This is a genomic window from Desulfolutivibrio sulfodismutans DSM 3696, from assembly GCF_013376455.1.
GTDB classification, from domain to species: Bacteria; Desulfobacterota; Desulfovibrionia; order Desulfovibrionales; family Desulfovibrionaceae; genus Desulfolutivibrio; species Desulfolutivibrio sulfodismutans.
This window is the reverse complement of the sequence record NZ_CP045504.1, coordinates 1,947,295-1,964,888: the sequence shown is the minus strand read 5'-3', so window position 1 is coordinate 1,964,888 and position 17,594 is coordinate 1,947,295. Positions and strand designations below refer to the sequence as shown.

15 protein-coding genes are annotated in these 17,594 nt (G+C 66.2%); 6 read left to right on the top strand and 9 right to left on the bottom strand.

Annotated elements, in window-relative coordinates:
- Nucleotides 1-312 precede the first annotated feature (312 nt).
- Nucleotides 313-507: a hypothetical protein gene (locus tag GD606_RS09340; RefSeq protein WP_163303718.1), complete on the bottom strand. Its 195-nt coding sequence runs from the start codon at nt 505-507 to the stop codon at nt 313-315.
- Between the two features lie 133 nt (nt 508-640).
- On the opposite strand from GD606_RS09340, the gene hemB reads away from it, so the two are divergent.
- Together hemB and ahbD are read left to right on the top strand one after the other, a co-directional pair.
- Entirely contained in the window at nt 641-1,627 is a 987-nt protein-coding gene (hemB, locus tag GD606_RS09335; protein WP_163303722.1) for a porphobilinogen synthase, read from the top strand.
- Nucleotides 1,628-1,711: 84 nt separating this feature from the next.
- On the top strand, nt 1,712-2,833 hold the full coding sequence (gene ahbD / locus GD606_RS09330; protein ID WP_163303721.1) for a heme b synthase: 1,122 nt from the start codon (nt 1,712-1,714) through the stop codon (nt 2,831-2,833).
- 223 nt (nt 2,834-3,056) lie between these two features.
- Here ahbD and GD606_RS09325 read toward each other — a convergent pair whose 3' ends face one another.
- The 3 genes from GD606_RS09325 to GD606_RS09315 all read right to left on the bottom strand — a co-directional run bounded on the left by GD606_RS09325 (nt 3,057) and on the right by GD606_RS09315 (nt 5,691).
- Nucleotides 3,057-3,680 carry a peptidoglycan-binding protein gene (locus tag GD606_RS09325; RefSeq protein WP_246299036.1) on the bottom strand — a complete coding sequence of 208 codons (624 nt, stop codon included), beginning with the start codon at nt 3,678-3,680 and terminating at the stop codon, nt 3,057-3,059.
- A 73-nt stretch (nt 3,681-3,753) separates the two neighbouring features.
- Entirely contained in the window at nt 3,754-4,761 is a 1,008-nt protein-coding gene (locus GD606_RS09320) for a DUF6765 family protein (RefSeq protein ID WP_163303720.1), read from the bottom strand.
- A 30-nt stretch (nt 4,762-4,791) separates the two neighbouring features.
- On the bottom strand, nt 4,792-5,691 hold the full coding sequence (locus GD606_RS09315) for an alpha/beta hydrolase (RefSeq protein WP_176629378.1): 900 nt from the start codon (nt 5,689-5,691) through the stop codon (nt 4,792-4,794).
- Between the two features lie 235 nt (nt 5,692-5,926).
- Here GD606_RS09315 and GD606_RS09310 point away from each other — a divergent pair, with 235 nt between their 5' ends.
- From GD606_RS09310 to GD606_RS09300, 3 genes are read left to right on the top strand one after another with little or no spacing between them, the layout of a single operon-like run.
- Nucleotides 5,927-6,733, top strand: a complete 807-nt coding sequence (locus GD606_RS09310) for a methyltransferase domain-containing protein (protein WP_163303734.1) — start codon at nt 5,927-5,929, stop codon at nt 6,731-6,733.
- Nucleotides 6,730-7,443 carry an AzlC family ABC transporter permease gene (locus GD606_RS09305; protein WP_163303735.1) on the top strand — a complete coding sequence of 238 codons (714 nt, stop codon included), beginning with the start codon at nt 6,730-6,732 and terminating at the stop codon, nt 7,441-7,443. Before GD606_RS09310 ends, GD606_RS09305 begins: the two co-directional genes overlap by 4 nt.
- Nucleotides 7,410-7,745 (top strand): AzlD domain-containing protein, encoded by a 336-nt coding sequence (locus GD606_RS09300; protein WP_163303736.1) that lies wholly within the window; start codon nt 7,410-7,412, stop codon nt 7,743-7,745. The genes GD606_RS09305 and GD606_RS09300 overlap by 34 nt, the downstream gene beginning before the upstream one ends.
- A 16-nt stretch (nt 7,746-7,761) precedes the next feature.
- Here GD606_RS09300 and GD606_RS09295 read toward each other — a convergent pair whose 3' ends face one another.
- From GD606_RS09295 to GD606_RS09275, 5 genes are all read right to left on the bottom strand, one after another.
- The gene (locus tag GD606_RS09295) at nt 7,762-11,034 is read right to left on the bottom strand and encodes an ATP-binding protein (RefSeq protein ID WP_163303737.1); all 3,273 of its coding nucleotides are present in this window, start codon (nt 11,032-11,034) and stop codon (nt 7,762-7,764) included.
- A 14-nt stretch (nt 11,035-11,048) separates the two neighbouring features.
- Entirely contained in the window at nt 11,049-12,098 is a 1,050-nt protein-coding gene (locus tag GD606_RS09290; protein ID WP_163303738.1) for an ABC transporter substrate-binding protein, read from the bottom strand.
- 139 nt (nt 12,099-12,237) lie between these two features.
- On the bottom strand, nt 12,238-13,398 hold the full coding sequence (locus GD606_RS09285) for an ABC transporter substrate-binding protein (protein WP_163303739.1): 1,161 nt from the start codon (nt 13,396-13,398) through the stop codon (nt 12,238-12,240).
- A gap of 204 nt (nt 13,399-13,602) precedes the next feature.
- Nucleotides 13,603-14,124 carry a C40 family peptidase gene (locus tag GD606_RS09280; protein ID WP_163303740.1) on the bottom strand — a complete coding sequence of 174 codons (522 nt, stop codon included), beginning with the start codon at nt 14,122-14,124 and terminating at the stop codon, nt 13,603-13,605.
- A gap of 164 nt (nt 14,125-14,288) precedes the next feature.
- The gene (locus tag GD606_RS09275; RefSeq protein WP_176629262.1) at nt 14,289-16,883 is read right to left on the bottom strand and encodes a sigma 54-interacting transcriptional regulator; all 2,595 of its coding nucleotides are present in this window, start codon (nt 16,881-16,883) and stop codon (nt 14,289-14,291) included.
- Nucleotides 16,884-17,146: 263 nt separating this feature from the next.
- On the opposite strand from GD606_RS09275, the gene GD606_RS09270 reads away from it, so the two are divergent.
- On the top strand, nt 17,147-17,566 hold the full coding sequence (locus tag GD606_RS09270) for a universal stress protein (RefSeq protein ID WP_163303659.1): 420 nt from the start codon (nt 17,147-17,149) through the stop codon (nt 17,564-17,566).
- Nucleotides 17,567-17,594 lie beyond the last annotated feature (28 nt).

The window sequence follows — 17,594 nt, the reverse complement described above, 5'->3', positions numbered from 1 at the left end:
CGGGGTGTCCAGGCCGGGCGACGGGTGTACGCACGCCCGAAAAATACATGGAATGTATTTTACAACCTCATCCTGTTCTTTGGTTTTTGCAGCTTTTGAGCGTGAACGGGGTGCCCAGGCCGGGCGACGGGTTTACGCAAGGCAAGGCGGCTGCGCGAGGTCGCCGAGCGTTGCTGGCGCCGCGCCTTGTCGGAAACCCCGAGCCCGGCAACGCCCGGCCGAGCCCGGCAACGCCCGGCCGAGCCCGGCAACGCCCGGCCGAGCCCGGCCGAGCCCGGCGATCAAAGAATAGACTATCAGGAAGTGAGGGAATCAGAACAGGGAATGCTGGTCGTGGCGAATGCCCTGAATACGCATCAGCGCCTCTTCGGCCCGCCGCCGCATACGGAAAAGCGCCCCCATGCAGGTCAGGTCGCTTTCCCCGGCGATGTCCGTCAGCGCCTCCACGGCAATGGCCAGCCGGGCCCGCAATTCCGCGTCTTCGTCCTCGGATATGTGATCGTCCATGACCGGCTCCTTTCGTACGGGCGATGTGTCCCGCGCGAAACTCATAATCCCTCGTTGCCGCCTTGGCAAAGGGGGAAAACCGGCCGACCCCGGATTTTTCCGGGGGCATCGCGCCGAAAGAAAGGATATGCCCGTGCATACGTTTGATTTTCACCGGGGCAGGCGTCTGCGTCGTACCGCCGTCATTCGTGATCTGGTTCGTGAAACCATAATCACCCGGCACGATCTCATCATGCCCTATTTTGTGGTGGAGACCGCCGACGAATCCTTTGAAAAACCCATCGGGGCCATGCCCGGGCAGTTCCAACTGGGGCTTGGGGCCTTGTCCGCCCGGGTGGGGCGGGCCGTGGCCAAGGGGCTTCAGGCGGCGCTCTTGTTCGGGCTTCCGGCCAAAAAAGACGAACGCGCCTCCGGGGCCTACGCGGCAAACGGCATCGTGCAGCAGGCCGTGTCCCGCCTCAAGGCCGACTATCCCGATCTGTGCGTGGTGACGGACGTGTGCCTGTGCGAATACACCTCGCACGGCCATTGCGGCATGCTTTCCGCCGCGGGCGAGGTGCAAAACGACCCGACCCTGGACCTTCTGGCCGCCACGGCCCTGTCCCATGCCAAGGCCGGGGCGGACATCGTGGCCCCCTCGGACATGATGGACGGCCGGGTGGGGGCCATCCGCATCACCCTGGACGAGAACGGTTTTTCGCACATCCCGGTCATGTCCTATGCGGTCAAATACGCCTCCAGCTTCTACGGCCCCTTCCGCGAGGCGGCGGAGTCGGCCCCGGCCTTCGGGGACCGCAAGTCCTATCAGATGGACCCGGCCAACGCCCGGGAGGCCATGCGCGAGGCGGCCGCCGATCTGGCCGAGGGCGCGGACATGCTCATGGTCAAACCGGCGCTTCCCTATCTGGACATTCTCCACGCGCTTCGCCAGTCCTGCGACGTTCCGCTGGCGGCCTATCACGTCAGCGGCGAATACAGCATGCTCAAGGCGGCGGCGCAAAACGGCTGGATCGACGAAAAGCGCACGGTCATGGAGTCGGTGACGGCCATCAAGCGGGCCGGGGCCGATCTCATCATCACCTACTTTGCCGAGGACATCCTGGACTACATCCGCGAATAACCGCGTCCCCCGTTAATAGTTTTGAAGGAGGGTCCAGGGAGGAAACTTTTTCAAAAGTTTCCTCCCTGGCCGCCGGAGGCTCCCATGCATCCCTCTCAGCATCCCCACGCATCTTCTCCCTATTCTTCCTCCCCTCACGCTTCTTCCCCCTCCCCCACGGGCGCGCCGCCCTTGCGGCTGATCGCCTGGGAGGTGACCCGGGCCTGCAATCTGGCCTGCAAGCACTGTCGAGCCGAGGCCATGCCCGAGCCCTGGCCCGGGGAGCTGTCCACGGCCGAGGCCAAGGCCTTAATCGACACCTTTCCCGAGACCGGCTCGCCGATCATCATTTTTACCGGCGGCGAACCGCTGATGCGGGCCGACGTGTTCGAACTGGTGCGCCATGCCGACTCCAGGGGCCTGCGTTGCGTCATGGCCCCCAACGGGACCATGATCACCCCGGAAAACGCCCGCGAGATGAAGGATTCGGGCATCCAGCGGTGCAGCATCTCCATCGACGCCCCGGAGGCCGCCGCCCATGACGCCTTTCGCGGCGTGCCCGGGGCCTTCGACAAGGCCATGCGCGGCATCGGCTACCTCAAGGACGCCGGGGTGGAGTTTCAGATCAACACCACCGTGACCAGAAACAACCTGGACCGGTTCAAGGACATCTTCAAGCTGGCCGAAGGCCTTGGCGCGGCGGCCTGGCACATCTTCCTCCTGGTGCCCACGGGCCGGGCGGCGCAGCTCGGAACCCAGGTGATCTCCGCCGAGGAATACGAAGAGGTGCTCAACTGGTTCTACGACTTCCGCAAGACCACCAGCATGCATCTCAAAGCCACCTGCGCGCCGCACTATTACCGGATCATGCGCCAGCGGGCCAAGGCCGAGGGCGTGGCCGTGACCCCGGACACCTTCGGCATGGACGCCATGACCCGGGGTTGCCTTGGCGGCACGGGGTTCTGCTTCATCTCCGCCGTGGGCCAGGTGCAGCCCTGCGGCTACCTGGAGCTGGACTGCGGCAACGTGAAAACCACGCCGTTTCCCGAGATCTGGCGCACCTCCAAGCCGTTTCTGCAGTTTCGCGACAAGTCGGCCTACGAAGGCAAATGCGGCGTCTGCGAATACCATCGGGTCTGCGGCGGCTGCCGGGCCCGGGCCTACACCATGTCCGGCAACTACATGGCCCCCGAACCCCTGTGCAGCTACGAGCCCTCGCGGGGATAAAGGCGTCGGGGCTGCCGCCCCGAACCCCGCCTGGGGGAAATCATTTCCCCCGGACCCCCTGATTTCGGGCGTTTTGCCCGGCGCGAAGCGTCGGGCAAAACGCCCGAAAATTCAGGTTGTTCGGAGACAATGCTCTCTCCCGCACGCGGACGCGAAGCGCGCCAAAATTTTCGAAGGGGGGCTCGGGGGGAAACCTTTTTTAAAAGGTTTCCCCCCGGCTCTTTTATGCCTCTCCCCTCGCCATCAGTTCCTTGAGCAGAACCGCCGCGCCGCATTGTTTGGACACGGCCGTGGCTGACCATGTGCCGTCGGCCACATATTTCCCGCCCGTGTAGTGGTTGGAGAAGCTCCACAGGTAGGGGGAGTGGATGCCGTGCTGCAGGCGGTAGCCGAAGCCGTTGTAGCGCTCGAACTGGTAAAGCGTGCCGGGCAGGGACCAGTCCGTGCCCGGCCCCAGTTTTTTCATGGCCAGGGCGTCGGCGGCGCTTTGCTCCCAGGTAAAGGGCGGCTGTCCCTGCCCCGGGCGTCCGGATGGGACGCGGCTGGTGCGGGCCGTGAGCGGGTCGCCGTTATGCAGATGGCGGTCGAAGCGGCCGGAGCATTCCATGGTGTGGAGGATGGCGGGGAAATGCCAGGGGATGCCCAGGTCGCTCCCCAGGGCGGCATAGCGGTCGCGGTGTTGGAGAAGGCCGCGGACGGCGGCCGTCACCTGTGCGGCGTGGCGGGGTTGGACGGTGCAGGCGTCAAACAGGCTGGCGTATTCGGCGGCCAGGGCGGGCGTCAGGGGTACGGTGGCCATGGTGCGGACCTCCAGGCTGGGATTGTCCCCCAAGCGGGGTAACCCCATGACGCCATGTCCGCCGGACGTGCGCCACCCGGGGCGTGTCCGGCTCCGGCCGGGCGTCCCCCGACGCAGGCCTTTACCAGTCGGGGAGCGACACCCCGGCCAGCCGGGGGCCGAGATGGGCCAGCATGTCGACGGCATGGCCCGAAACGGCTTTCTGGAAACGATACCAGTGGCTTTCGGTGCGGGTTTCGGGGGATCTCCAGCGGCAGTTCCAGAAGGGAGCGGAAATGCCGTCGGCCGGGGAGTATGGCCCGGTCACGGCGACGGCCGCGTCGAACCAGGCCGTGGGGGAATAGTCGGGCATGGGGTGCCACCCGTAGCGTGGCGTTAGGGCCAGGGCCTCCAGGCGGCGCATGCGCTCGGCCATATCGGGGCGGCCCGGATCCTCAAGGCCCAGGGCGCGCGTCAAGTCCCTGGCCAGGCAGGCCTCGGGGGTTTCTTCCTGGCGTGCCGGGGACAGGAGGGAATGGCGGGACAGACGGCGATACAGCCCCCGGGCCGCGTCCAGGAAACGCCCGGCGCACCGCACTACCGGTTCCCGAAGCCGCGGATCGGTCCAGCAGGCCAGGGGATCGTCGGGGGCGGCTCCGGCATCCTCGTGTCCCAGGCGGGGGATGGGGCCATGCGGGCCGGGCCGCAGGCCGTTGAAGGCGGTCGTGCCGCCCACGAAGTTCTGGTGTGCGAAGGCGTCGGCGAAGGTGTGGCAGGCAAGGCCCAGGCGGTAGAGGTCGCCGGAGGCCAGGGCCGTGTCCAGGAGCCGGTCTGCGGCCTCGCCCCCCGGGGTGCAGACCAGGGGGTGGGTCTGCCCGTCCCGGCGCAGGTTCCGGGCCGCCTCGGGATTTCCAGGCGGAAAATGGAACAGGCAGAAGATGCGCTGGGAAACGCCCGGACATCGCAAGGGGTCGGCAGCCTGGGAGATGGTCGTGACGAAGGTGGAGGCAAGCCCGTGGTCGATGCGGCATGTCCGGGTGTTGTCGTCCGTGAGCTGGCAGGCGTGGGCCAAAACGGCTGCCTCGTGCGGCGCAATCCCGGCCAGGACGGCGATCAGGTAGGTTGCGTGGTGGTGGAAGTCGATTTCCATGGGGATGCGCCTGGAAACCCGGGCCGAAGATCAACCCCGACCGGGGGGCGTGAACGTGCCGTTTTGCACGGCGGTCAGGAAGTCGCGGATAAAGGGCCAGTAGTCGGGGTTGTCCAGGATGGAATTGTGTCCCCCGGCCAGCCTTCGGAAATCCTTGGGACCGGCCCACACGGCGGCCAGAGCCGTGGCGTGGGACTCGGGGATGAGGGTGTCGTTTGATGCCGTGAGAAAAAGGGTGGGGGCCTTCACCTGGGCCGCGTCGGAAAGCACGTCGAAGGGTTGGCGCAGCAGCAGTTTCACGGGCAGAAGCGGATGCGCCGCCTGCCCCACGGACAGGATGCTGTCGTAGGGCGTCACCAGCACCACGGCCTCCACTGGACGCCGGGCGGCCACATGGGCGGCCACGCCGGTACCGATGCTGCGGCCCATGACCGCGATGGGCGCGCCGGGAAAACGGGTCGCCAGGGCGTCGTAGACAGCCAGGGCGTCGGCCTTGACGCGTGCCTCGGTGGCCTTGCCCGTGGACGCGCCGTAACCCCGGTAGTTGACGGCGGCCAGGGTGAAGCGGGGCAGTTCGGTCGGGGACCACAGGAAAAACGAGGCCGCCTCTTCGGCGTTTCCCTGGAAATAGAGCAGGATGGGCGCGGGAACCTGGGTCGGCGACGTCCCGTCTGCGGTTGCCGGGTCATCGTCAGGGGCGGGCAGGGCGGGCAGGGTGCGGGGCAGCAGATAGCCCGCCAGCGTGTCCCCGTCCGGGGTGGGCAGGGCCACGTCCTGGAGGTCCGGGTGGTAGGCGCGAAGCTGGGACAAAAGGGCTTGGTCGGTCTCCCGTCCAGGGAAAACCTGGGAGTCCTGCAAGACATACATCAGAACCGCATAGGCCGCGTAGGCCAAAAAAAGCGCGAAAAGGCCCACCGTTACGATCTTCATCTTCACCCTCGCCTCTCCTTCCCGCCACATGCGGCGTGGCGCACGATAGCCCGAAACGCCGCCAGGGGAAACCCCCTCCGTCGCCGCCTGTCCGCCGGGGCGCGCCTGCCCGGGGCCATCGACGGCGCAGCAGGTCTGCTGCCGGAGTTCGGTCCTTGTCGGGAATGTGTCCGGGATTCCTTGACAAACGTCGAATCGTGCCCATTACCCCCTTTTGTCCGAAAAAGGAGGACGCATGTCCGGAACCGGATACGTTCACGGCTACGGCAAGCGGGAGGCCGAACGCCTCCTGGACCAGGCTGGCGGCCTGGCCGGGCTTTTGCACCACGACACGGGCTATCCCCCGGGCGCCACGGTCCTGGAGGCCGGATGCGGGGTGGGGGCCCAGACCGTGATCCTGGCTGAAAAAAGCCCGGACGCGGAGATCATAAGCGTGGACATCTCGCCTGATTCCCTGGCCCGGGCCGAGGCCGCCGTGGCCGGGGCAGGATACCGCAACGTGCGGTTCCAGCAGGCCGACATCACCCGGCTGCCCTTTCCGGCCGAGTCCTTCGACCACGTCTTCGTCTGTTTTGTCCTGGAGCATCTTCCGGACCCCATGGCCGCGCTGGTCGAGCTTCGGCGCGTGCTCAAAACCGGGGGAAGCATCACGGTCATCGAGGGCGATCACGGCTCCTGTTATTTCCATCCCGAGACCCCGGCGGCGCGCACGGCCTGGAACGGCCTGGTCCGGGCCCAGGCCCTGCTCGGCGGGGATTCCCTCATCGGCAGGCGGGTCTATCCCCTGTTGGCCGAGGCGGGCTTCGGGGACGTGCATGTCTCGCCGCGTCTGGTTTATTCCGACGGATCGCTGCCGGATTTGGCCGATTCCTTTGTGCGCAAGATCATCGTTCCCATGGTGGCCGGGGCGCGTCAGGCGGCCGTGCAGGAGGGCCTGGCCGACGCCGCGACCTTCGACGCGGGCCTGGCCGACCTGTTGCGCACGGCCGAGCCGGACGGCGCCTTCAACTACACCTTTTTCAAGGGCACGGCCCGGAAATGAGCCAGGAAAAGGGGCTCCCGAAGGGGGGCTTCCTGTGGCGCGCGGCCTGCCGGGTGGCCCCGGTGATTTTGGGCTATGTGCCCGTGGGGTTTGCCTATGGGGTTTTGGCCAAAAACGCCGGACTCTCCACGCAAAACATCCTGTCCATGTCCGTTTTGGTCTTTGCCGGATCGGCCCAATTCATCGCCGTGGGGCTTTTGGCCGCCGGGGCGTCCATGGCCGGGATCGTCCTGACCACCTTCGTGGTCAATCTGCGCCACCTGCTGTTTGCGGCCGCCCTGTCGCCGTCGCTTGGGACCTGGCGCAGGCGCGACCTGTCCTTTCTGGCTTTTGAGCTGACGGACGAGACCTTCGCCCTGCACGCCGGGGCCCTGCGCCAGGGGCCGCTCTCCCGGGCCGAGACGTTGGCCGTGGGGGTCATGGCCCAGGCGGCCTGGGTGCTGGGATCCTTTTTGGGGGCCGTGGCCGGGGCTGAGATCGGCGACGTGCGGCCCATCGCCCTGGATTTCGCCCTGCCGGCCATGTTCATCGCCCTTTTGGCTGGTCAGGTGAAGACCCGCACCCATCTGGCCGTGGCCCTTTTTTCCGGAATCCTGTCCACGGCCCTGGCCCTTTTCGGCGTGGACCGTTTCGGCGTCCTGGCCGCCACCCTGGCCGGGGCCGCCCTGGGAACCCTATGGCAAGCCTTGATCAGACCGACGTCTTCCTGACCATCCTTTGCATGGCCCTGGCCACCTACCTGCCCCGGGCCGCGCCCCTGGTCTTTTTGTCCGGCCGCACCCTGCCGCCGCCCATGGTGCGGTTTCTGGGGTTTGTCCCGGCGGCGGTGCTGGCGGCCTTGCTTTTCCCGTCCGTTTTTGCCCCCCAGGGGGGACTGGATCTTTCCCCGGGCAACGTCTTTCTCCTGGGCAGCATCCCGGCCGTGCTGGTCGCCTGGCGCACGGGCAGCTTCTTCGGGGCCGTGGCCGCAGGCATGGGCACGGTGGCCGCCCTGCGGTATTTCGGGGGATAGGGACGAGGCGGCTCGGTCAGGCGCCGTCTTCCGTGGAATTTGCGACGGCCGCATCCCGGGGGCCGGTCATCTCCTGCCAGGCGGCCATGACCTTGGCCGCCTCCCGGTCCAACTCGCAAAGGGCCTCCCCGGCCCTGGCCGCATCCCCGGCCCTGGCAGTCTCCTCAAGGCGGGAGGCGGCCTCGCGGCAGGACAAGGCCCCCATGGCGGCCGTGGCGCTTTTGAGGGTGTGGGCCGTCCGGGCCAGGGCTCCCAGATTGCCTTCCGCCAAGGCCGTCCTGGCCGTGGCCAGGCCAAGGACGGTCTCCTTGGCCCCCACCGCTAGGATCAGGCGATATTCCTCGTCCCCGATGCCCATGCGCCGGGTGGCGTAGGCCTTGTCCAGGACGGGCGGGGCGCTGTGGCCGTCCGGGGCCGCTTGGCGCGTTGCGGCGTCTCCCTGGTCGTCCGGGGGAGGGGGCGATTCCCAGAAGGTGCGCCGGGGTTCGGCCACCCGGTGCAGGGCCCGGGCCAGTTCCGTCTGGGAGACGGGCTTGGTCAGAAAGCCGTCCATGCCCGCCTGGATGCATTCCTGGCGGATCTCGGGCAGGGCGTGGGCGGTCATGGCCAGGATGGGCGTCTCCGGCCTTTTGACCCGGCCCTGGCCCTGCCCGCCCCGGCGGATGCGCCGGGTGGCCTCCAGACCGTCGAGGTCCGGCATCTCGATGTCCATGAGCACGGCGTCGAAGTCCTCCCGGGCCAGGGCCGAAAAGGCCTTTTCGGCATCTTCGACATGCAGCGTGTCGTGTCCCAGGCGGGAAAGCATGAGCAGGGCCACCCGGGCGTTTAAGGCGTTGTCCTCCACCAGGAGTAGCCGCAGGGGGCGGGTGTCGGGCAGGGCCTGGGGCGATTCGTCGGCGTCCTGGGCCAGGTCGGGATTGCCGGTCTGGAAAACGATGCTGAACTGGAACCGGCTGCCCTCTCCGAGCCGGGAGCGGACCGAGATAGTGCCGCCCATGAGTTCCACGATCTGCCGGGAGATGGACAGCCCAAGCCCGGTCCCGCCGTAGGTTCGGGTGATGGAGGAGGTGGCCTGGGTGAATTTCTGGAAAATGCCCTCGAGCTTGTCCTCGGGGATGCCGATGCCCGTGTCGGTGACGGCAAAGCGGAGTTGCACACGGTCGTCGTCGCCCGAGGGCATGGGTTCTCGCCCCACCTCGATGCGCACCTCGCCGGCCGGGGTGAACTTCACGGCGTTCCCGGCCAGATTGAAAATCACCTGGCGCAGCCGCACGGGATCTCCGCGCAGATATCCCGGCACATCCGGGGCCACGGTCAGGGTCAGGGCCAAGCCCTTGCGGGCGGCCTCGGCGGTCAGGGCCCGGCGTACGCTCTCCAATATCCGGCGCAGATCGAAATCGATATGCTCCAGGGTCAGCCGTCCGGCCTCGATCTTGGAGACGTCGAGGATGTCGTTGAGTACGGCCAACAGATGCCTGGCCGAGTCTTTGACCACGCCCAGGTAGTCGCGTTGCTCGGGGGTCAGGGAGGTGGCCAGGGCCGCCTCGGTCATGCCCGCCACGGCGTTGAGGGGGGTTCTGATCTCGTGGCTCATGGCCGCCAGAAACTGGCTCTTGGCCCTGGTTCCAGCCTCGGCGGCGTCCTTGGCCGCGCGCAGGTTGCCCTCCAGCAGTTTTTGGCGGCTGATGTCGTCGAAGGCGAAGATCACCTCGCGCATCGGTTGCAGGGGGTCCAGGGACTTGGCGTAGATGCTCACCCAGCCTGTACCGCCGTCCTTGAGGCGGACATCCTCTTCACTGCGGAAGGCCCCGTCGCGGTGCAACGCCTGTTGATAGCGGGCCTCGAACTCCGTTCCGCCCTCCGTGGAGGTATAAATATGGGAGAGGCGCCTACCGGTCAGTTCCTCGGGGAGATAGCCCAGGATCTCCGCCCCCCGGCGGTTGATTTTGCGGCACACGCCGTTTTGGATAAGCGCGATGCCCACCAGGGTGTTCTCCACGATGGCCTCAAGTTCGGATACGGCGTCGCGCAGATGCTTTTCGGCCAGGGTGCGCACGGTCACGTCCAGATAGGTGTACAGACGCCCGCACACCCTGCCCCCCATGCGGTAGGTTCTGGCCCGGCGCTCCAACAGCCTGCCGTCGGCCATCTCCACCACGTCCACGGCCTCCATGGTCAGGTTGTCGAGCAACTCGTTCATGCGGGCCGAAAAGGCCGCCGGGTCATTTGACTGACCGGCGGTGGCGGCTAATCGGGCCTCGGGGGTGGGCAGCAGGGACCAGTCCCGGGAAAGGCCGAAAAGTTCCAGGAACCGGTGATTGACGGCCACGATGTCCCGGTTGGTGTCCACCACCAGGATGCCCTCGGCCGTGGACTCGATGGTGGCCGTGAGCAGATCGAGCAGGCGGGCGCTTTCGGCCCGGGCCCGTTCCCGCTCCAGGATCTCGTCGGTGAGCCGGGCGTTGGCCGACTCCAGGTCGGCGGTGCGCTGGCGGACCTTGGCCTCCAGGGTCCGGTTGGCCTCCTCGATCTGTTTGCTTCCGGCCTCAATGCGTGCGGCGTTTTCCTGAAGTGTCAGGGACATGGCGTTGAATGCCCCGGCCATGCCGCCGATTTCGTCGCCGGTGTCCAATTCCACGGTCTCGCCGTGATGTCCCCCCCGCACCCGCTCCATGGCCCCGCGCAACTGGTTCACCGGCCCGATCACCGCCCGGCGCAGCAGCCAGTGCAAAAGCCCCAGCATGACCATGAGGTTGACGCCCAGGGCCGAGATGAAAAGCATGGTCATGATCCGGCCCTGGCGGTCCAGGTGTTCCGGGGAATAGTCGATGCGCACGTAGCCCACATCCTCACCGATCATGGAAATGGCCTCGGCATAGCACAGGACGCGTTTGCCGCCGATGGCGGTATCGAGAAACTTCGGCCCGGAGGCCAGGCCGGACCGGTCCTGCGGCGACAAGGGCTCGGCGGTCTCATGCCCGGCCAGACCGAAGACCGTTCCATCCGGGAGATAGACGGCCGCGCCCAGCACGTTCCGGACCTTGATCATCTCCCCCAGGGTGGCGGCCACGGCCCGATCCTGGCGGGCGAAGATTTCGTTGGCCAGGGATTCGTAACGCTGGGCCACCACGCTTTGCAGCAGAACCTGGATATGGTCCAGGGCGACCTGCCGCCTGTTCGCGGCGTAGACGGAGAGAAAAAAACTTGAGATCACGGCCACCACCGTAAAGGTTAAGAGGATGGCCAGATTGATCTTGGAGCGCAGGGGCAGGGCGAAGAGGTGTGGCATGGTTTGCGCCGACCTTACCGGAACGCGGTGAAAAAGATGGTTTGGCCGTTTTCGAAACGCAGGATGCTGACCTCCTTGCCCATGGGGTTGCGGTCGGCGTCGAAGGTGATGTTCCCTGTGCCGCCGGGGAAATCCCGTGTCTTTTCCAGGGCCGTCCGGATGGCGTTGCGGTCCAGGCTGCCCGCCCGGCGGATGGCGTCGGCCAGAACCATGACCGCATCGTAGGCCAAAATGGCGTCGGGCTGGACCGGGTCGCGGCCGTGGGCCTCCTGGTAAGCCCGGGCGATGTCCTTCCCGGCGGCGAGGGGGGCGTCCGGATGCCAGTGGGTGGTGTAGAAGTGGCCGTTGACGGCCCCTCTTCCGGTTTCGACCATGGTCGGCCCCCAGCCGTCTCCTCCCAGGAAGGGAGCGGTGATGCCCATGGACGCGGCCTGGCGCACGATGTGCCCGGACTCCAGGGCATAGCTTGGCAAAAAGACCACATCCGGGGCGGCGGCGGCGACTGCGGCAAGCTCGCCGGAATAGTCCGTGTCGTTGGACTTAAAACCCTGCTCGCAGACGATCCGGCCGCCAGCGGCGATGAACGCCTGGGAGAAGATGGCGGCCAGGCCCTGGCTGTAGGCGTTGCCCACATTGACCAGAACGGCGGCGGTCGTGGCGGACAGCCCGAACCGGGCGAAGCGGGCCAGCAGTTCCCCCTGTTGGTCGTCGGTGTAGCAGACGCGGAAGATCCATTCGCCGATCCGGGTCACGCCCGGATGGGTGGCGATGGAGGCTACAAACGGCGTCCGGGCCTGCTGGCAGACCTCGGCCATGGCCGTGGCCATGCCGCTCCAGGGGCCTCCGAGCACGGCCAACGCCCCTGCCTCGACAGCCTGCAGGGCGGCGTGCCGGGCGCCCAGGGGCGTGCCGTGGTTGTCGAGGGCGACAAGCTCCACCCGGCGTCCCAAAAGCCCTCCCGAGGCGTTGAGGGCCTCCACGGCCAGGGCTGCGCCATGAAAATCCTGTTTGGCCGTACCCACGGAGGCCTCGCCGGTTTCGTCGTAGATGGCCGCGAGGCGCACGGGGTCTCCCGCGGACCCGGCGAGGCAGGGCTGCCGGTCCCATCCCGTCCCGAGGACCGCCAAAAGGGCCAGGAACACAAGCCACCGCAGGCGGCAAGCCAGGGCGGCACGGGGCGCACGCCCCCAGGCGGCGGAATGTTTACTCCTGCGCATGCGGCTCATCCGGGGTGACGGTTCGCAGCAGGCTGGCCTTGCCGTTTTTGATTTCCATGATGTGGACGCTTTTTTTGATGGTTCCCTTCGGGGTGAAGGTCAAAGCCCCCGTGACCCCGGGGACGTCGCGCATGTTTGCGAGGGCCTGGGCCAGGGCCTGGGGCTGTGCGCCGCCAACGGCCAAGGCCGCTTTGGCCGCCATATGCACGGCATCGTAGGCCAGGGCCGATCCGGCGACCGGCTGGCGGCCGAAGCGTGCGGCGTATGCCCTGGAGAACCGGCGCGAAATCTCGTCGGCCATGAACGCGGCCCAATGATCCGTATAATAGCCCCGCGCGGGCAGGTCGCCCCTGAGATTTTGGAAGCGCGAGCTTCCCCATCCGTCACCGGCCAGGGGGATGGCGGTTACGCCCTTCCCGTGCATCTGCTTGAGCATGATGGAGGCATCGAGCCAGTAACCGGGCATGAACAGCACGTCGGCCCTGGCCTGCGCCGCTTTCTTCACCACCTCGTCGAAATGACGCTGCTGCATCTTGTATTCGATTTCCGCCACCACCTTCCCGCCCAGGTCGAGGAACCGTTTGCGAAACGCGTCGGCCATGGCCAGGGCGTAGGCGCTGGTCACGTCCGTGAGGATGGCCGCTGTGGCGGCGGCAAGATCTGTGCGGGCGAAGGCGGCCATGACGTCGGCCTGGTCGTTGTCGTCGAAGCAGATTCGAAACACCTTGTCACCGACGGCCGTGATCTCGGGGTGGGTGGCGATGACGGAGATGATGGGGATGCCCGCCTCCTGGGCCGCCCTGGCGGCCTCCAGGGCCTGGGAGCTGTAGGACGGGGCCAAAAGGATGGCGGCCCCGGCGGCGATGGCCTGTTTGGTGGCGGATTTGGCCATAATCGGCGAGTTTTGGGTGTCGTGGGCGGTCATGACGATGTGTAGGCCGTCTGGCGTGGCGGCGTTGATCTCCTCAACGGCCAGAAGCGCCCCGTTCCAGATGTCCGAATCGTCTGGCGCGCCGGGTCCGGTCAGGCCGATGACAAACCCGATGGGCAGAGTGATGTCGGCCAGGGCCGGGGCGGGGAGGGCCAGGGGCGTCCCCCACAAGAGCAGGAGGAAGGCGGCAACCTGCCGCCATTGAGGAAAAATCACGCCAGACGTCTGTCGGGGCGTGCCGTGGCGCGGCCCGATGTGTGGAGGGGGGAGACAGGTGGGGGATGAATCCATGGCGTTCTCCATGGGATATTCCCGGGGGGCGCGCCTCGTCCCCGGGTCAGGCGGGACGAACCGGATTGTGCTGGGAAAGATACGCCCTTTTGCTCCGCAATGTCAAAACGGAACCGGGGCGGCGGGTGGTCAGGGGATGACGCGCCGGGCCTTGGAAAAAACCGAGGCCCAGTAGGGATCGGACAGGCGGGCCTCGCGCACCCGCCCGCCGGAACTGGGGCTGTGGACGAAATATCCCGGGGACGTGGCGATGCCCACGTGCAGTTCCGTGCGCTTGAACGTGGTGTTGAAAAACACCAGATCCCCCGGAAGCAGTTCCGAGGATCGCACCGGGCGGCCGGCCAGGCTCTGGTCGCTGACCGTTCGCGGCACGCGCAACCCGTTTTGGGCAAAGGCCCACTGCACAAGCCCTGAGCAGTCGAATCCCTCTCCCGGGGTGTCGCCGCCGTAGCGGTAGCGGACGCCGATCTGGGACCGGGCCGTGTCCGCGACCCTGGCCCCGAGGGAGTCGCCAAGGGATTTTTGCGTGGGCGTCGACGAAAAAAAGCCGCAACCCGGGGAGCAGAGCGCCACGACAAGCGCCAGGGCGGCCACGATCCGGCCGGGCCGGGCCGGGCCCAGCCCGGAGGGCCGGGGAAAATCATGCCTCACGCCGCGTTCTCCTTGCAAACCGGTGTGATATAAACCTGGAAAAGGATCCGACCCGCCGGGGACGCCCGTGATCCCGCCGAGGCGCGTCTTGCGCGCTGCGGGGAGTTTCGCGCCATTTTTTGCGCAATTCCCGCTGCGGTGGCGGGAAAAGCGGATTGCGCATTTCACGCAAGGTCCGTGCGCCCCTTTGCGAGATGATAGCGGGTGGATGGGCCCCGGCCGGATTTATGCAAAAAGCCTTTCTCCACCAATTCCTTGAGATCATGCTGGGCGGTGCGATCTGGAACGTCCGACCCGGCCGCATCCTGATAATCCTGTCTGCTGATGGCCGCAAGGTGGCCCAGGCCAGCCAGGGCCTTGCGCTGCCTGGGGTTGAGGCCCTGTTCAGCCAAGCGTCCCCCGGACGTCGGGGCCGGGGTGCTGTCGGGATTGCGGGGCGGGGCGGCGGGTGGCGGCGTCACGGCCTCCCTGGGGGGCGAATCGGATATCGCTTCGGGGAAGGCGTCGTGCCCGCCGGTTGGCGCGTCTGCGGCGAAAAAGCCGGGGGCGGCGGACTCTTCCACGTCATCGGGCAAAAGGCGCGGGCATTCGTCCCCGAACTTGATGTCCTCGGCATAGATGACCTCGCGTTCGGCCAGGGCCACGGCCCGGGTCAGGCAGTTTTTGAGTTCGCGCACGTTTCCCGGCCAGTCGTGGCGCATGAGTTTTTCCAGGGCGCCCCGGCTTAAGTGGGCCTCCCCCTTGCCCGTGAACCCGGCGGCTTGGCGCAGGAAATGCCCGGCCAGGATGGGAATGTCCTCCATGCGTTCGCGCAACGGCGGGGTGGAGATGGTCAGCACCTGAAGCCGGTAATACAGGTCTTCGCGGAATTCGCCCTTTTGGACCTTCTCCTTCAGATTGACGTTGGTTGCCGCGATGACCCGGGCGTCGAAATCGATCTCCGTGTCGCTGCCCAGGGGGCGGATGCGGCGCACGGACAGGGCCCGCAGCAGGGATTGCTGGACCTTGACCGAGGCGTTGCCGATTTCGTCCAGGTGCAGGGTGCCGCCGTCGGCGGCCAGAAAGGCCCCCTTGCGGTCGGACTTGGCCTCGGAGAAGGCCCCTTTGACGTGGCCGAAGATGGCGTCCATGAGCAGGTTTTCATCCAGCGCGCCGCAGTTGATGGAGATAAACGGCTTGCCGGACCTGGCGCTTTGCTTGTGGATGGCCTCGGCCGTCAGTTCCTTGCCGGTCCCCGTCTCGCCCACCACCAGCACGTCGGCATCGGCGGCGGCGGTCTTGCTGATCAGCGACAAGAGGGCGGTGATCGGCGGGCTGGACCCCAGGATGTCGCCCGCCTTGCCGAGCAGCGCACCGCCGTCCAGGCGCACGGTCTCACGGGATTGCACGGTGCGCAGGTATTCCTCCTTGCGCCGTATCTCCTGGTCCTTGGCGGTCAAAGAGGCGATCAGGTCATTGATGGACCGTTTGAGCACAGAGGTTTCGTGGTCGCTTTCGGGGAGCTCCATGCGCCGCAGCCGCCCTTCGTCGTGCATGGCCGTGACCTCTGTGGCCAACCGCAGGATGGGACGGGTGATGATCCGGCTGAGGAAATAAATGAGCAGCGAGACGGCCAGCATGGAGGCCACGCCGATGCCGAACATGACGTTGAACTGGCCGAATTCGGCGGCCCGGGGTAGCAGGCTGCGGTCCACATAGATGATGCCGCCGATCACCTCGCCGGGTTCATCGGTCTTTACCGGGAAACGCACCGGGGCAAAACCGAGAAATTGTTCGCTGGCCACGGATTTGGAATTGAAAAATTCCGCAAAGGCGCTGCCCAGCCCGGAGCGCCCGGCGCGAATCTCCTCCATCATCCGCCAGTATTCCTGGTGCTGCGGGGAAGGCCGGAACCCGGCCTCGAAGCCGGTGCGGCCCTGGTCCCCGATGAGTCCGGCCCTGGCCAATTCCACAGAGAGCTCCTTGTCCTGCTCGTCCGCATTTTCGGATTGGAAGAGGATCCAGCCCTTGTCGTCGAAATAAAAGCTGTAGCGGTTTTCGGCGGCCCGCGGGAATCCGTAGAGCGGCGACTTGGGCGAAGTGAAAAGCGACAGGATGTTGCGCGCGACGTGGGCGTCCAGAGACAGGACCAGGTAGCCGCGCAGGGCGCCGTCCGGGTTGACCACCGGGGTGAAAAACCGGAAGACGCTCAGGCTCAGGTTGCCAACGCCCGGCAGGCTGACCGTGGGCGGGAAAAACAGGTCGATGGGACCGCTCGGCAGGACGTCCCCCGGCTGCATCTCCCCGGCCCGTTTGGGAATGATCAGGGGGCTGTTTTTCATCAGCGCGGCCGATTCCACGGGGATGTCCACGAGTTCGCCCTGGTTGCAGAGCAGATAGATCTGTTCCCTGGGGTCCACCCCGGCAAAGACCACCTCCCGGTAGCGTCCGCCGTAGACCGTGTTGCGGCTTTTGAGGAACTCGGCCAGCGAGGCCTTGTCCAGGTGTTTTGTGGCCAGGATGGACAGTTCGTTGCGGCAGGTGGCGAACAGGGATTCGATTTCGTGAGCCTGGGCCATGGTCAGGACGATGGCGTTGCGCTCCAGGGCGATGGAGAAATAGTGGGTGAAAAGGAGATGGCTGGCATAGCCGGTGACCACCAGGATGCACACCACGGCCGGGATCATGGTCACCAGGAGTTTTTTTCTGATGCTCCAGTCGGAGAGAAAGGCCGACGCCTGGGCCGCAGGTTCACTGTCCTCATATCGCAGAAAGCGCATGGAGGCCGCCTCCTTTGGCGCGTTTGTCGAACTCCCCGGAATTCCGGGCAATGGCCGGTTGCGTCATGGGCGCAATGTGCGCCAACCCAGGGTCTTATTGCGCAAAGCTCGGCGTGATTGTCAAGTGGGATTTGGTTTGCGCTATTAAAAGTCAGTAAAATCAGTGTGGTGAAAAAAGTGGCACAGAGGTTGCTCATAAAGGGGCAGCGTTTGCGATCCGCACCAGCGGTTGGCGGGAAAAACTCATACAGGAGGGGCTTACGATGAAGATTATGGCGGCTCTTGATCTCTCCGGGCACGCGGCGGGCATTCTGGAAAAAGCAGTGGAGATTGCCAAGCAAAGCGGCGGCGAATTGACCATCGCCGTGGTGGCCGAGGACTTCTTGGATATCGGCGACTACCTGGGCGAGTCGGCGAACATTACGGAGAAGAGCCTGGCAGCAGCCAAGGTCGGTGCGGCGAAGTATGCGGCCAAGGCCAAGGAACTGGGCGTCGAGGCCAAGGTGCTTTTGGAGCAGGGGGTCTCCCCGGCGGATCTGCTCGTCAAGATGGCCGAGGACAATAAAATTGACCTTCTGGTCGTTGGGAACCGGACCAAGAAGGGGCTGGACAGATTTCTGATCGGCAGCGTGGCCTCCAAGGTGGTGGCGCATGCTCCGTGCTCGGTTTTGGTGGTGCGGTAGGCGTTTCGGTTTGCAATCCCCAAGGAGG

What these genes read in the sequence shown, in the direction of transcription:
- GD606_RS09305 (WP_163303735.1), top strand. Translation starts at nt 6,730, where the DNA reads ATGAGCCAGGAAAAGGGGCTCCCGAAGGGGGGCTTCCTGTGGCGCGCG.
- GD606_RS09300 (WP_163303736.1), top strand. Translation starts at nt 7,410, where the DNA reads ATGGCAAGCCTTGATCAGACCGACGTCTTCCTGACCATCCTTTGCATG.
- GD606_RS09320 (WP_163303720.1), bottom strand. Translation starts at nt 4,761, where the DNA reads ATGGAAATCGACTTCCACCACCACGCAACCTACCTGATCGCCGTCCTG.
- GD606_RS09310 (WP_163303734.1), top strand. Translation starts at nt 5,927, where the DNA reads ATGTCCGGAACCGGATACGTTCACGGCTACGGCAAGCGGGAGGCCGAA.
- GD606_RS09295 (WP_163303737.1), bottom strand. Translation starts at nt 11,034, where the DNA reads ATGCCACACCTCTTCGCCCTGCCCCTGCGCTCCAAGATCAATCTGGCC.
- GD606_RS09340 (WP_163303718.1), bottom strand. Translation starts at nt 507, where the DNA reads ATGGACGATCACATATCCGAGGACGAAGACGCGGAATTGCGGGCCCGG.
- ahbD (WP_163303721.1), top strand. Translation starts at nt 1,712, where the DNA reads ATGCATCCCTCTCAGCATCCCCACGCATCTTCTCCCTATTCTTCCTCC.
- GD606_RS09275 (WP_176629262.1), bottom strand. Translation starts at nt 16,883, where the DNA reads ATGCGCTTTCTGCGATATGAGGACAGTGAACCTGCGGCCCAGGCGTCG.
- GD606_RS09270 (WP_163303659.1), top strand. Translation starts at nt 17,147, where the DNA reads ATGAAGATTATGGCGGCTCTTGATCTCTCCGGGCACGCGGCGGGCATT.
- GD606_RS09325 (WP_246299036.1), bottom strand. Translation starts at nt 3,680, where the DNA reads ATGGGGTTACCCCGCTTGGGGGACAATCCCAGCCTGGAGGTCCGCACC.
- GD606_RS09315 (WP_176629378.1), bottom strand. Translation starts at nt 5,691, where the DNA reads ATGAAGATCGTAACGGTGGGCCTTTTCGCGCTTTTTTTGGCCTACGCG.